Genomic DNA, 14,475 nt, shown 5'->3' with positions numbered 1-14,475 from the left:
TTTTTCGCACTAAGGTTAACGTCCGTTTATGATGCAAATCACAGTCCACCCGCTTTTATTCAGATATTGCGCGCCGCATTGACAAGCTATGGGAATGACTGTTTCTGATCGGTTGAATAAGGGCTTAATATTAGGAAAGGGTCCAGCGCATGAGTGATCAGCCGGGTTCCAAGAACAAGAAAATCGCCTTGATCCTGTTTTTCTTGGCCATTGTTGCGGTCTTCGCCCTTGGCGAAGCCTTCGCTGGGTAACCACCACACGCGCCCCGGACAGGCTATTGGCCATCCAGCGTCCTATTCGACCTTCATGTTCCGAACATAGATCATTAATGCGTCCACCTGCTGTTCCGTCAGGGTGATCGGGACTGCGTTCGGCGGCAATGTGCGGGCTTCGGATAGCCCATTCACCGTAATGACGGATGGGTGAGGATTCCGCGCGAAGAAGGACGAATACCGTTCTTCCCAGTCCCGCATCCGCCGCAACAGCGCAAAACTCGGTGTCGACCCGATTCCACCCATCCGGTTGGCCTCTCCGACGACATGGCACCTGGAACAATGTTCCTCCGCCACCCTTTTCCCTGCCGCATTCAGGTCGCTTGCAGGGGCATTCCCTGCCGGCAACCAGAAGATGAAGGCAAGCCCGCACAGAACCGCTAAAATTCGTCGCATCGCCTTTCCTCCTGACGGCGCGTTTCTTATTGGGTCAATCCATTCAAGACCAACCGCGTCGACATTTCATTTCCCTGGCGCTTGAAGGCGATCTCGGCCGCCTCACCCGGGCGTCGAAGATACAGCGCGGTCATCGCGTCGGTCGGACGATCGATCCGGCGACCATCTATCCATTGCACGATATCGCCCTGTCGCAGTCCGGCGGCATCGCCTGCACCGCCCGCCCGGATCGTCCGAACCAGGACACCGGTCCCGTCTGCACGCTGCTTGAAGGAAAGACCGGCGAAACCGATCCCACTGATGCTGCGGTCCACCTTACCCGCGGCAATAAGGTCCCCCGTCACTCGCCGCAGCAAGCCCTGCGAGACCGCCAGGTTGAAACCCGCATCCGCGTCGGACTCTTTCGTGATGATCGCGGACAGCATCCCGACAAGCCGCCCTTCGTCGTCGATCAAGGCCCCGCCGCTCGATCCCGGATTCATGGCGGCATCTGTCTGGACGAAGTCCTCTATCGCATTGAATCCCATGCCCGTGCGCCGGGTGGCGGAGACGATGCCGCATGTTACGGAAAGATCGAATCCAAACGCATTGCCAATCGCGCAAACGGACTGTCCGACCTGGGCTTGGCCCGCTTCCTCGAAGGCAGGCAGGACCGCGTTGATCTTCAAAACCGCTATATCCGTCGCCAAATCACCGGCAATCAGGGCCGCCGGCAAGATCCGGCCATCCGGCAAACGCACCGATACCGACAGTGACCGTTCGACAACATGCAAGGCCGTCGCGATATGCCCCGCCCCGTCCAAAACCACGCCCGTTCCTTCCGGCGCAGCCCCCGCGGGAATATCCGCACCGCCGCCTTGGGGTTGCCCCGGCCAAAGCGGCAATACGCTGACGACCGATTGCAGCGCCTTGCCGATAACCGCCACCCGGTCGGCCGCGTAAACAGGACCGGCAGCAGGTCCGATAGCGAAGACGGCAAACAGCAGGAATACGGATACGACATGGATGGTGCGACGCCCCATCAATCCGATCCTCCCTGGGTCTTTGCCTTCAAGAATTCGACCAAAGCGTCGCGGTCTTCCTGGTTCGGCAGTTTCTGGAGCGGCATCTTGGTCCCGGGGAGCATGACGTCCGGGCCGATTTCGAACAAACGCGACAGGGTTTCAGGCGTCCAAACGATATCCGAATTCGTCAGCGCCGCCGAATAGTCATAGCCCGGATGTGTACCGACCTTGCGACCGAAAATACCCTCCAAGGTCGGCCCGGCGCGATGCCGTCCGTCATCGGAAAGCGAATGGCAGACGGCGCATTTCCGGAAATGAAAACTGCCGCGCTCGACGATATCGTCCGAATTCTGCAAGGCTGCATCGACCCGTTCGATGGGTTGGAACGGTGTCGTCGCGCCGCCCACAGGTTCGCCGGTAGCCACGGTCCAGCCCCGGGCGACACTGTCGACCCCGGCCGCATAGACTGCATCGGCCTCCGGCGTGAAAGCGATCGACCAGACCGCGCGATAATACTCGACCGGCAAGCGTTCCTTGGGTTGCTCGCCGCCATCCCACAGCAGCAAATATCCATCGGTCGCACCGGATGCGATTACCCCTCCATCCCCATTGACTGCAACGGCGAGCACGGCGCCTTTATGGCCGCTATACTCATGAAGTTCCTTGCCGTCGGGCAGGCTGAATGTCCGCACCATCCCATCCGCCGCGCCCACCACCAGGACTTTTCCATCCCCACTGACCGCCATGTCGTTCACTGGGAAGCCGGTGGAAGCGATAAGGCGTGCCTCGCCGCCTTGCGGATCGACGGGCCAAAGCCAGACATACCCGCCATAGCCCCCCGATAGAACGTACTTTCCGTCCCCTGTGAAGGCGACGACATTAATACTCGCCCGGTGGCCATCGAACACCCGAACCGCCTCACCCGTGGTGGCGTCCCAAACTTTGGCCAGCCTGTCCCACGCCCCGGTTGCGATGAAGCGGCCATCCGGCGATACCGCCACAGAAACGGACTTCTTTGAATGCGCTTGGATATTGAGAAGCGGTTTGCCGGTTTTCGCGTCCCAAACCCGCAACGTGCCGTCATCGCCGACGGATGCGATCCGACCATCGTCCAGGAAGGCCGCCGCATTGACCGCGGCCTCATGCCCGACGAATTCCAACTTGGGCTCGCTCGTCTCAAGATCCCAAAGGATGACAAGGTCATCGAACCCGGTCGTCAAGGCACGATGCCCGTCCTTGGATATGACGATGTCACGGACCGGCGCCGTATGGGCGACAAGGTCCGCATGCCCCGGACCGCCCGAAGCGATCAGCATAGGGGCAGAAACAAAGAGGGCCAGCGCGCCCCTTAAGAGCGCACTGGCCATCGTCTGTTTGCGATCCATACCAAGCATTCAGTCAAACGCCCGACGCACCGCCTATTCCGCGGGCATTTTCCTTGCCTGTTTCCGTTCGACTTCCTCGACCCAAAGGCTGTGATGCTCCTTGGCCCAGTTCACATCGACATCGCCCGTTCCCATAGCATCGAACGCACCTTCCATCCCGATGGTGCCGATATAGATATGCGCGATGATGATGACGATCATGATCAGCGCCACGATCGAATGCCACAATTGGGACAATTGCAGTTCCTGAACCGGGGAGAGCTCCGTCGGTAGCGAGAAACCCAGCATATTGATAAGCGCGAAGGTCTTGGCGAACATTGCAGGCAGTTCACCCGGGAACATCAAGGCAAGACCGGACAGCGACAGGGACACGCCCCCCAGAATCGTCGCCCAGAAAATGACCTTCTGTCCGCCATTGAACTTCTCCGCCGGCGGATGAACGCCCTTTACCAGAACGCCGCCGCCCTTCGCAGCCCATTTTACGTCGATCATGTTCGGAATGTTGTGACGGACCCACATCACGAAGATCAGCACCAGCCCAACCATGAAAGCAAAGCCGAAATAATGGTGGATATGCTTGCCGACATAGGCGATCGACGCGTAGGCCTCGTGGCCGATATAGGGGATGAGAATGGTCTTGCCGTAGAGCAGCCACAAACCGGTCAGACCAAGCAGCACGAAGGAAACCGCCGTCAGCCAATGGCCGATCCGTTCGATCAGTTTGAAGCGCTCGATCGTCCGGCCCGCCGCGCCGTGCTCAATCCTGACCCGTCCCCGGATTGCGAAAAACAACACGAGGACCACGATAATCGCGCCGAGGCCATAGCTGCCATATTTCTGCAACGGCCCATTGCGGACTTCCAACCAACGCATGCCGGAACTGACTGTTCGGCCGATAGTCCCCGCATTGGCGCCAGCGGTCAGGACCGGATTCTGGATCAGCACATTGGCGTTGAAACCGCCGGCGCTGGTTGTTCCCGCCGCGCCCGATTCAATGGCGCGCCACTGATCGGCATCGCTTTCGGTACCGAGCGTATTGCCGGGAACGGCCCCGCCGACAGCGCTCTCGGGCGGCCGGACGGATGATGAGTTTTGCGCCATAACCGGCTGTGCCAGCATCAACAATACCGCGGCCACCACCATGGACGCGATCAAGCCGCTCAGTCTTCTCGTAGCAATCATCGACCGTTTCATCTTTTCCTCCGAAGGTCCGACAGGCGCCAAGGCTTCGCGGGCTTATCAATGGCCTGGTTTATCGGACATTCCACATGGGTAGACATTCCATTGGATTCGACATCCAGCGGGGCAATCGACAAGAGAGGCGACCCTGCCCAGCACGGTCGCCTCCCCCATCAACTGTCACACAACCTCGAAAGATGGGTTACGACCCGCCCTTCTGATCATAGGCCGTGCCCCAACCCCAGGCGCCGCTGCCGAAGCCGCGGGCGACGACGCGTTCGCGGTAAATGCCGGAAACAACGTCCCCGTCACCCGCGAGCAATGCCTTGGTCGAGCACATTTCCGCGCAAAGCGGAAGCTTGCCCTCAGCCAGGCGATTGCGGCCGTATTTCTGGAATTCGGCTTCCGACATGTCTTCTTCCGGACCGCCGTTGCAGAAGGTGCATTTGTCCATCTTGCCGCGGCTTCCGAAATTGCCCGCCTGCGGATATTGCGGCGCGCCGAACGGGCACGCGTAGAAGCAATAGCCGCAGCCGATGCAGAGGTCCTTGGAGTGAAGGACCACGCCGTCATCGGTTTGATAGAAACAGTCGACCGGGCAAACGGCCATGCAAGGCGCATCAGAGCAATGCATGCAGGCCACCGAGATCGACCGTTCGCCGGGCTTGCCATCGTTGATGGTCACGACCCGCCGCCGGTTGATGCCCCAGGGCACTTCATGCTCGTTCTTACACGCCGTGACGCAGGCGTTGCATTCGATGCAGCGCTCGGCGTCGCAGAGGAACTTCATTCTAGCCATTTATCGTCTCCTCACGCGCGTTCGATGCGGCACAGGGTGGCTTTGGTTTCCTGCATATTGGTCACCGAGTCATAGCCGTATGTTTGTGCCGTGTTTGTTGATTCCCCAAGGACGTATGGGTCAGCCCCTTCCGGGTACTTGTCGCGCAGGTCCTTGCCCTCGAAATGCCCACCGAAATGGAAGGGCATAAAGGCAACACCTGAACCGACCCGTTCGGTGACCATCGCCATCACCTTGACCTTGGCGCCTTCCGGCCCGTGGACCCACACCATGTCTTTGTCCCGGATGCCGAGATTGTTGGCGTCGCGCGGATTGATCTCGACGAACATGTCCTGCTGCAACTCCGCAAGCCACGGGTTGGAGCGGGTTTCGTCCCCGCCGCCCTCGTATTCGACCAGACGGCCGGAGGTGAGGATCGTCGGGAAGTCCTGTGAGAAATCCTTCTTCTGGATCGACGCGAACATCGTCGGCAGACGATACATCACGCGGTCCTCGTAGGTCGGGTAATCGGCGACAAGATCGCGCCGCGACGTGTAGAGCGGTTCGCGATGCGTCGGCACCGGATCCGGGAAGTTCCACACCACGCAACGGGCCTTGGCGTTTCCGAAGGGCGCACAACCATGCTTGATGGCGACGCGCTGGATACCGCCGGACAGGTCGGTCTTCCAGTTCGTCTTCTCGCCCGCGACGGCATCGATGGCGGCCTTTTCGTCCGCCGTCAGATCACCGTCCCAGCCGAGCTTGGTCAGCATGGCCATCGTGAACTCAGGATACCCGTCCTTGATTTCCGATCCGACGGAATAGGAACCCTCTGCAAGCAGATTGTCCCCATCGCGTTCCACACCGAACCGGGCGCGGAAGGTCAAACCGCCTTCAGCCACCGGCTTGGACGGATCGTACAGGTTCGGCGTTCCGGGATGCCCCATTTCCGCCGTTCCCCAGCAAGGCCAAGGCAACCCGTAATACTCACCGTCGCACGGCCCGCCGACTGCCTGCAGCGTGGTCTTGTCGAAGGTGTACTGGTTCGCCATGTGCTTCTTCAGCCGTTCCGGCGTCTGGCCGGTATAGCCGATGGTCCACATGCCCTTGTTGATTTCCAACAGGGTCTCTTCGACATTCGGTTCGTCATTTTCGACCGAGATGTTTTTGAACATCTCGTCCGCGAATCCGAACTTCTTGGCGAATTTGTACATGATGGTGTGGTCGGGCAGCGATTCGAACAGTGGATCGAACACCTTGTCACGCCATTGCAGGGACCGGTTGGACGCGGTGACGGACCCATAGGTCTCGAACTGCGTCGCGGCCGGCAGCAGATAGACACCGTCCTTCCGGTCGCTCAGCACCGCGCTGACCGTCGGATATGGATCGACGACCACCAGCAGGTCCAGTTTCTCCATCGCCGTCTTCATTTCCTTCAGACGGGTCTGAGAGTTCGGCGCGTGACCCCAGAACACCATGGCCCGCAGATTGTCGGGCTGCTGCAGGCTGTCTTTCGCCTCCAGCACGCCGTCGATCCAGCGAGACACCGGCATGCCGGCGGTCTCCATCAGGTCCTTTGAGGCAAACCGGCCGAGCATGTAGTCGTAATCGACATCCCAGACACGCGACCAATGTTTCCATGAGCCGGTCTTGATGCCGTAGTAACCCGGCAGGGTATGGCAGAGCACGCCGAGGTCGGTGGCGCCCTGAACGTTGTCATGGCCGCGGAAAATATTCGTGCCGCCGCCGGAAACACCCATGTTGCCCAAAGCCAATTGCAGGATGCAGTAAGCGCGGGTGTTGTTGTTACCGTTGGTGTGCTGCGTACCGCCCATGCACCAAATCACGGTACCCGGACGGTTGTTCGCCATGGTGCGCGCGACCCGCTTCAGCTGCGAGCCGGGGACGCCCGTGACGCGCTCGGTCTCTTCCGGCGTCCAACGCTTCACTTCTTCCTTGATCTGATCCATGCCCCAGACACGCTGGCGAATGAATTCCTTGTCTTCCCAGCCATTGTCGAAAATGTGCCAGAGAAGGCCCCAGATCAGCGCAACGTCGGAGCCCGGACGGAACCGGACATATTCATCGGCATGAGCGGCCGTGCGCGTGAAGCGCGGGTCGCAGACGATGAGCGGCGCGTTGTTCTGTTCCTTCGCCTTCAGAACGTGGAGCAGCGAGACCGGATGGGCCTCGGCCGGGTTCCCGCCGATGATGAAGATGGCGCGGGAATTGTGGATATCGTTGTAAGAGTTCGTCATCGCGCCGTAGCCCCAGGTGTTCGCAACACCCGCAACCGTGGTCGAATGACAGATACGCGCCTGATGGTCACCGTTGTTGGTGCCCCAGAAAGCGTAGAACTTCCGGAACAGATAGGCCTGTTCGTTGCTATGCTTCGCCGATCCCAGCCAGTAGACCGAATCCGGTCCCGACTGCTCGCGGATCTCCAACATTTTGTCGCCGATCTCGTTGATCGCATCTTCCCAGGAAACGCGCGTCCATTTCCCGTCGACGAGTTTCGTCGGGTATTTCAGGCGGCGTTCACCATGGGCGTGTTCACGGACCGAGGCCCCTTTGGCGCAATGGGCACCCAGGTTGAACGGACTGTCGAAACCGGGCTCCTGCCCGATCCAAGCGCCGTTATCCACTTCCGCGATCACCGTGCAGCCGACGGAGCAGTGCGTACACACGCTCTTCACTGTCTGGATCGTGCGGCTGGCGCCTGCCGATTGCGCGCGAGCCTTCCGAGTGACGAGACCTGCCGGTGCGGCCGCTACGGCGGCGGCGGTTCCGGCCACAAGGCCGGAGCGGGTCAGGAACGTCCGTCTATCGACGACTTCGCCGCGGCCTGAGCCGGCGGCTAGCGACGCCCGGGGGCCGAATGCAACCCCGTTTGTCTTTTTGCGAAGCATACCCTTCTATCCTTCTGATTGAGCAATCCGATCTTGATTTTAAAAGCCTGTTTCCAGGTTATTTCAAAAGCTTGCCGGATTTTGCTATCCCTGTTTCCCAGGTTCTTTCGTTATCGTCGGCGCCGCGGATGCTGTGCATCCGTCTGCGCGCCGGGACACGTTAGAACTTGGCCGAATTGTAATAAGTCTTCACGTGGTCGGTTGCGCGATAGTGCTGACCGCCGGGTGCTTCCACCTCGGCCGCCTGCGCACCGCTGGCCGCAGCCACGACCGTGCCCAATCCAATCGCGGCGCCCTTACCGGCCGCCCCGAAGAAAGCGCGACGGCTGACTTCTTCCTTGCTTTGCGTTGCCATGTTCAAAAGTCTCCCAAATGTGCCGGCCCGGCGTTCCTCCTATCGGAGCAACCTGCCAATCCGGCGGTGAATTTCATGACGGCCGCTGCGACCGGGACTTTCCATTGACCGCCGGACCTTCAGGCCCGCGCGATCATCGAGAACCCGTCCTCCTCAATCGTCATGAACACTTCACCGATCCGACCGATGGTTCGGTACAGATCGGCCTTCTTCGCCGATTGAAGGTCGGCGAAAAACTTGCCCGCCCAAGGCTTCAGATGGGCGGCGAAAAACCTGTCTTGATCGAAAAGCGTGAATTCGCCATCCGCGGTGCCGACGACGAGTTGGCTCATCACATCGCAAAGGGTTGCGATATGATCCTCGGGCTCGCTGACGCCCATCGCGCGCTCGAACCCCAACTCGTTGAGGTCGGCGCGAAGCTCTGCCAACGGTTTTTCGTTCAGAAATCCGGTCAGGTAATAACTGCCGAATGGCAGCAGTTCACCACGCCCGACGCCGATGAAAAGATCATGATATTCTCGCCCGACGACAGCCTCATCCGAACCCTTGAAAGCAGACAAGAACTCTTTGAAAGAACGTCCTAATTCAGAATCGTCGCTGGCATAATATTGGGCTGTTTCGGTGATGTCCTGCTTTGGTGCGGCATAGAGAACCTTGGCGAGGAATGAGTATAGTATCGCCCGTCCCCGATCTTCCGGAGCAATATCATTCACGGCCGCTGCAACAGACTCTGGCACCAAAGTTCCTTCCCTACCCTGCACCTTGGCTGGTTTTCCGTTACCCGCTCCGCCGTCCAAACGAATACAGGCATACGAATCCATCCAATCTTATATTACCTTTGCCTCAGACTATCCTTGAATCGTTCTAAGGTCTACTAAACTTCTCCATGCGCCGGCAACAATTCTTAGCGCGCGCCCATGCGGCGAAACTCTTACCAATCAAACACTCGCCTCCCGCTTCTCCGGGTCAACGATTGCGCCATCAGAACTCTCTATTTTCTTTTGATTAGAGTTAATTATGTAATCACTCTGATGTTCAATGTTAGAATCGAGAGCCTCACGCTCACCATCCTCCGCGACATCCCGACGCACGACGTCACTTTCGTCCGCACCATCAAGATTGTCATTTTCAGTATCCGCCGGAGCCTCTCCGGCGCCGCCCGACAATTGCGCCTCAGCTGCCTCCGCTTCTTGCGCCGCAAGCTTGGCGGCATCCTCGGCTTCGTAGTCGACCATGCCGCGCCCAACCGTATAGACCGACTTCATCCCTTCGACCACGGTCGCCGCATCCGTGAAGTCTTCCCCATAGTCGATCAGACCGTCGAGATTGGCGAAGACCGAATCCGTGCGCCATAATTTCCGAAGGGCCATGTTCCGCACCGTGTCGGAGACCTTGTCCGACATGAAGGCGGAATAGTCGGAAGCCCCATCCAAATCCTCGATATCGGGCAAATCCGGGGCATCATCGCGCGGATCTTGGCTTGCCTCGGCGACATTGCTGGGTTCGACAGACAGCACCGCTTCTTCGATATCCAACGGCGCACATTCATCTGCCGTTTCACCAGCATTCTCGGTTGCGGCAACAGGCGCGGCGACTTCCTCCTCCGGCACCGAGAAGCGCACACGGCTCTGACGCCGCGCTTCCGACTTCATCTGCGACCAACGTGAGAGACGGGAACCGCTATCGCTCATTCGCCCCCCTCGCCCAACAGATCGCGTGCGCCGGTCTTGTAAAAGCGCTGCTCACTGGGATGAAGAACCTTACCAAATTTAGGCTCTTCGTCTTTGAAATCCTTACGCTTTCTCTTCTTGAACGGTTCGTCGACATGGTGCCGGTCAATGAAGGCCTGCAGCCAAGCCGCCATACTTTCGGGCAATGGGACCGGCTCGACGATGTCTTCGCCCGTATCCAGATAATCCTGCGCTTCATAAGGGGACACCGTGGCGAAGACGGCGCGGATTTCCGGATCGTCAGGATCTTCCGCGGTGCGCAGCACCACATAGACGCTGGGGCGGGTGCCGGACAAGTTGGCTTTGTAGGCCTCCGTCTCTTTCCGGAAGACCTCGACCGTCAGAGTCCCGATAAGAAATTGCTCGTACCCATCGCCGCCCCCAGTCTTCAGCCAGCCGTCATTCGGCCCGGCGCCCGGAACAACCGCGACAGGCAACCACTTGAACTCCTGCCATGGGTGATCGATCCGCCGCTTTTCCGCGACGATTCCCACAGGAAGCTCGTCTTTCAGTTCTGAACCTGGATTCGCCCCCGAATTCAGTTCGGACACGTCTACTCTCCCAACCCTTGCGCCAGTCACACACCGACGCGGTAAAACACATCTCTTCGCGGATGGCCTTACCCAATCAACATAGCACCGGGCCGGGCTTCGTCGAGGGGTCTAACCCTATGTAGCAGCATATTTTTTCGAGTCGGCGGATGAATGGTCGGGAGATCGAAAATAAAGACAAATTTCAACAGAAATCACATATCCGACGGCGAAAACGGAGCGGCAAACCCGACGATCCCATGCCCCCAACATTCGTCCCCAAGAGTGAATGACCGAATCCACGTAGAAAAGGTCCAAGAAGCGTAGACCCCATCGATCCGGCAACCGGCGCGATCAGTGCTCGAGGGCCCTAGGCAACAAACATAAAATGCTGCGCCGCTATCTTTCTTGGACAGGCCATGCCAACCGCACGGAATTAGTCTGCGTCCCGCATTCTCTGATTTCCATCCATCGCAACGAAAAATCCCCACCTGAAGGCAGGGACTTCGCTTGCACCATCTTCCAGATTGGTCGGTTACGCGCGTCGGCGTTTTCGAAAACCGAACAGGCCGAGGCCCGCCAAGGCCGACGCTAGAAGAGGAAGCGCCATCGGCACGGGAACTGCCTGGACACCCTCTTCAAAAACAAAATTGTCGAAAAGGCCGAAAGTATTGCCGTTGGTTGCCACCCGAAGTTCAACGATATTCGTGAACCCCGTAAAATTCAGGGTTGCGGCTGGGACGAGAGGCGCGTTGGAAGCGAAAACTTCCGATACAATCGTCGTCGTATCTGCAAAAACCCCGGTAAAGATGAGAGGGTTCAATGCCTGGGATTGGCTGGCAAGAACGGAAAGGAATGAAAAAGCGGCCCCTCCATTGAAGGTGATGCGCGTTTCCGCTGCCCCCTGTTCGATATCCAGTTCGAGAAGGACTGAATCGAAGCCATTGAAATTGCCGGTATTGTTGGGGTCATTAGGGGCCTTGACGATCTGGTCTCCGCTAAAACGTTCAAAAGTGAACCCGCCCTCGCTATAGCTGCTGACACCGAACAATTCAGTATCGCCAAAACCGACCGTGGCGGCCTCCGCCGTGCCCGCACCTAACCCGGTTATCGCCAACCCGGTCATCGCCAACCCGGCAATTGCACTCTTCAACATGCCAATCTCCCTTTTCATCAAGGCGTTCAAGCGCCCATCCAGAAATCGCCTGCCACTCATGCCGGTCATATAAGAGAATGAGCACCAAACCGTAACGTGTATTCCACGCGCTTGACCACCGGACATCGTCAACAGACGTTCACAGCGCCAGCCAAATCCTGGGAATCGTCAACGAACGGCACGCGTTAGCCAATCTTCGAGCAACGCTTTCAAATCCGACAAAACCAGCCAAACCCGCAGATCCCTTGACCAAGCAAGTGAAACTGATAAAACGTCGAAGAAAACAACATAAAAAAACATAATTCATCACATAGTACATAGTCCGGGTGGGAGACATCGCCGCGTGCAGGAACTTCAGTCCGCCTTCTGGGAAGCAGGTCGTTTGCTGCTGACCTTCGATTCGGACCTGACTGAGATCGTCTTCCTATCCCTGCGCGTCACTTTAAGTGCGGTCTTCATCGGCTGCCTGATCGGTTTCCCCTTCGGTGCCTTCCTCGCCGTGGCGCGCTTCCCCGGCCGAACCGTCATCGTCGTCATCGTGAACGCCTTCATGGGATTGCCGCCGGTGGTCGCCGGCCTGTTTCTTTATCTGCTGCTGTCCCGGTCCGGACCGCTCGGCCCGCTCGCCCTGCTCTATACACCGACCGCGATGATCATCGCGCAGGCCGTATTGGTGACCCCGATCGTCACGGCTATGACCCGGCAGGTGGTCGAGGACCTTTATCAGGAATATGACGAACAGTTCCGCAGCATGGGCCTATTCGGCGCCCGCGCCGTTCCCAGCTTGCTCTGGGACGCACGCTACTCCCTGATCACCGGGGCCTTGGCGGGTTTCGGACGGGCCGCGGCAGAGGTTGGCGCGGTGCTGATCGTCGGCGGCAATATCAACCATGTGACACGGGTCATGACCACGACCATCGCGCTGGAGACGTCGCGCGGGAACCTGTCGTTGGCCTTGGGGCTGGGGCTGGTGCTGATATCCCTGTCCCTGCTGATCAACGCGGCGGTTATGAGCCTGCGCGGCAGCGCCAAGCGGTTGGCCTATGTCTGAGGACACGATGAGCACGCAACAAGGCTTTGCCGGGATCGGGCAGTCCGACCGAACTGCCCCGACGCCCTTGCTGCCGGTATCACTGGAAAACGTCTGCTTCGGGGTCAATGGAGCTGATCTGCTGCACGATGTTTCGCTGACCATCGGCCCAGGCAACCGCACCGTCATCATGGGCCCGAACGGCGCCGGCAAGAGCCTGCTGCTGCGCCTGATGCAGGGATTGATAAGCCCGACCCGCGGGAAGCTTACCTGGCGACGGGATTGGAATTCCAGACAAGGTACCCAGGGGGGTACGCCGGGGAGCGCGACGGGCGGCATGCCGTCTGGCGCGCCCCCGGTTTCGATCGTCTTGCAGCGCCCGGTGCTGCTGCGCCGGTCCGTCGCGGCGAACTTGACCCATGCTCTGCGTGTGCTGCGGGTACCGCGCGCCGAACGCGCCGCCCGGCTCGAAGAACTGCTCACGCTGGGAAATCTCCAGGATCGGCGAGACCAGCCGGCCCGGTCCCTTTCCGGCGGTGAGCAACAGCGGCTGGCCACAGTACGGGCCTTAGCCGCATCTCCGGAAATGCTGTTGCTTGACGAGCCGACCGCCAGCCTGGACCCACAGGCGACGCATGCCATCGAAGGGTTGATCCAAAGCAGCCACGAACGCGGCACAAAAATCGTCATGGTGACCCATGACATGGGCCAAGCGAAACGGATCGCCGACGAGGTGGTCTTTGTGTCGCAAGGTCGGATCGCGGAGTTCACACCGGCTGAGACCTTTTTTACCCAGCCGCAATCGGAAGAGGCCCGCGCCTATCTGAGCGGCCAACTCGTCATCTGATCCTTTCAACGAAAACACGGGAGTGAGAAACATGAACAGAACCTTCACCCGCAGATTTGTCCTCGCCGCCGCCTTTGCCGGCGCCGCGGCAGTGACCCTGGGCCAAGCCGTCGCCGCGGATATGCCGTTCATCACGGTGCAATCCACGACCTCGACCCTGAATTCCGGCCTTTACGACTATCTGCTGCCGATCTTCCAGAAGGAGAAAGGCATCGAGGTCCGCGTCGTCGCGGTCGGCACCGGCCAGGCGATCAAGAACGCCCGCAACGGCGATGGCGACGTGTTGCTGGTTCATGCCAAGAGCGCCGAGGAAAAGTTCGTTGCCGACGGCTTCGGCGTGAAACGGTCCGACCTTATGTATAACGACTTCGTCATTGTCGGCCCCGCGGACGATCCCGCCGGGGTTGCCGGCATGAGCGAGGTGAAAGCGGCGATGAAAAAGATCGCCGCGTCGGAAGCGCCCTTCGCTTCCCGCGGCGACGATTCCGGAACCCATAAAAAGGAACGCAGCTTGTGGAAGGCCGCCGGTGTCGAACCGGCCGGTGGCTGGTATCGGGAAACCGGATCCGGCATGGGGGCGACGTTGAATACGGGCATCGGCATGGGGGCCTATGTGATGACCGACCGCGCCACCTGGATCAAATTCGGCAACAAGGGCGACTATCAAATCGCCGTCGAAGGCGATGCCGCCATGTTCAATCAGTACGGCATCATCGCCGTGAACCCGGAAAAGCACCCGCATGTGAAGGTGAAGGAAAGCCAGGTCTTCATCGACTGGATGCTCTCGCCCGCCGGGCAAGAGGCAATCGGCGCTTATATGGTGGACGGCAAGCAGCTGTTCTTCCCGAATGCGGATAAAGCCGGAAGCTAATTCTTTCCAGCAGATATCTCTGCTAGAAAACTG

14 protein-coding genes are annotated in these 14,475 nt (G+C 59.2%); 3 read left to right on the top strand and 11 right to left on the bottom strand.

Annotated elements, in window-relative coordinates; all coding sequences use genetic code 11:
* Positions 1-293 precede the first annotated feature (293 nt).
* From EOI86_RS23510 to EOI86_RS23460, 11 genes are all read right to left on the bottom strand, one after another.
* Entirely contained in the window at positions 294-668 is a 375-nt protein-coding gene (locus EOI86_RS23510; protein WP_127768117.1) for a c-type cytochrome, read from the bottom strand.
* Between the two features lie 26 nt (positions 669-694).
* Complete coding sequence (locus EOI86_RS23505; RefSeq protein ID WP_127768116.1) at positions 695-1,690, bottom strand: S1C family serine protease; 996 nt, start codon at positions 1,688-1,690, stop codon at positions 695-697.
* A complete protein-coding gene (locus EOI86_RS23500; RefSeq protein ID WP_161973992.1) occupies positions 1,690-3,057 on the bottom strand; it encodes a c-type cytochrome in 1,368 nt (455 codons plus the stop codon). Before EOI86_RS23500 ends, EOI86_RS23505 begins: the two co-directional genes overlap by 1 nt.
* 33 nt (positions 3,058-3,090) lie before the next feature.
* Entirely contained in the window at positions 3,091-4,251 is a 1,161-nt protein-coding gene (locus tag EOI86_RS23495) for a formate dehydrogenase subunit gamma (RefSeq protein ID WP_240035794.1), read from the bottom strand.
* Positions 4,252-4,438: 187 nt separating this feature from the next.
* Positions 4,439-5,035, bottom strand: coding sequence for a formate dehydrogenase FDH3 subunit beta (gene fdh3B, locus EOI86_RS23490; RefSeq protein WP_127768114.1), 597 nt, complete (start codon positions 5,033-5,035; stop codon positions 4,439-4,441).
* Between the two features lie 11 nt (positions 5,036-5,046).
* Positions 5,047-7,923 carry a formate dehydrogenase subunit alpha gene (locus EOI86_RS23485; RefSeq protein WP_127768113.1) on the bottom strand — a complete coding sequence of 959 codons (2,877 nt, stop codon included), beginning with the start codon at positions 7,921-7,923 and terminating at the stop codon, positions 5,047-5,049.
* Positions 7,924-8,083: 160 nt separating this feature from the next.
* Positions 8,084-8,278, bottom strand: a complete 195-nt coding sequence (locus tag EOI86_RS23480) for a formate dehydrogenase (protein ID WP_127768112.1) — start codon at positions 8,276-8,278, stop codon at positions 8,084-8,086.
* Positions 8,279-8,397: 119 nt separating this feature from the next.
* Complete coding sequence (locus EOI86_RS23475; protein ID WP_205032304.1) at positions 8,398-9,015, bottom strand: TorD/DmsD family molecular chaperone; 618 nt, start codon at positions 9,013-9,015, stop codon at positions 8,398-8,400.
* Positions 9,016-9,216: 201 nt separating this feature from the next.
* The gene (locus EOI86_RS23470) at positions 9,217-9,969 is read right to left on the bottom strand and encodes a DUF3306 domain-containing protein (protein WP_127768110.1); all 753 of its coding nucleotides are present in this window, start codon (positions 9,967-9,969) and stop codon (positions 9,217-9,219) included.
* Positions 9,966-10,559, bottom strand: coding sequence for a DUF3305 domain-containing protein (locus tag EOI86_RS23465; RefSeq protein WP_161973989.1), 594 nt, complete (start codon positions 10,557-10,559; stop codon positions 9,966-9,968). The genes EOI86_RS23470 and EOI86_RS23465 overlap by 4 nt, the downstream gene beginning before the upstream one ends.
* Positions 10,560-11,073: 514 nt before the next feature.
* Positions 11,074-11,694 (bottom strand): hypothetical protein, encoded by a 621-nt coding sequence (locus EOI86_RS23460; protein ID WP_127768108.1) that lies wholly within the window; start codon positions 11,692-11,694, stop codon positions 11,074-11,076.
* A 343-nt stretch (positions 11,695-12,037) separates the two neighbouring features.
* Here EOI86_RS23460 and EOI86_RS23455 point away from each other — a divergent pair, with 343 nt between their 5' ends.
* Genes EOI86_RS23455 through EOI86_RS23445 form a run of 3 tightly spaced genes read left to right on the top strand, consistent with a single transcriptional unit; the run spans position 12,038 to position 14,442 of the window.
* On the top strand, positions 12,038-12,745 hold the full coding sequence (locus EOI86_RS23455; protein ID WP_127768107.1) for an ABC transporter permease: 708 nt from the start codon (positions 12,038-12,040) through the stop codon (positions 12,743-12,745).
* Positions 12,746-12,752: 7 nt separating this feature from the next.
* On the top strand, positions 12,753-13,571 hold the full coding sequence (locus EOI86_RS23450) for an ATP-binding cassette domain-containing protein (RefSeq protein ID WP_127768106.1): 819 nt from the start codon (positions 12,753-12,755) through the stop codon (positions 13,569-13,571).
* Between the two features lie 31 nt (positions 13,572-13,602).
* A complete protein-coding gene (locus EOI86_RS23445) occupies positions 13,603-14,442 on the top strand; it encodes an ABC transporter substrate-binding protein (protein WP_127768105.1) in 840 nt (279 codons plus the stop codon).
* The last annotated feature ends 33 nt before the right edge of the window (positions 14,443-14,475 follow it).

The sequence above is a fragment of the Hwanghaeella grinnelliae genome, from assembly GCF_004005845.1.
Taxonomy (GTDB): Bacteria; Pseudomonadota; Alphaproteobacteria; order UBA8366; family Aestuariispiraceae; genus Hwanghaeella; species Hwanghaeella grinnelliae.
The sequence above is the reverse complement of the archived record's forward strand: the minus strand, read 5'-3'. Positions and strand labels throughout refer to the sequence as shown.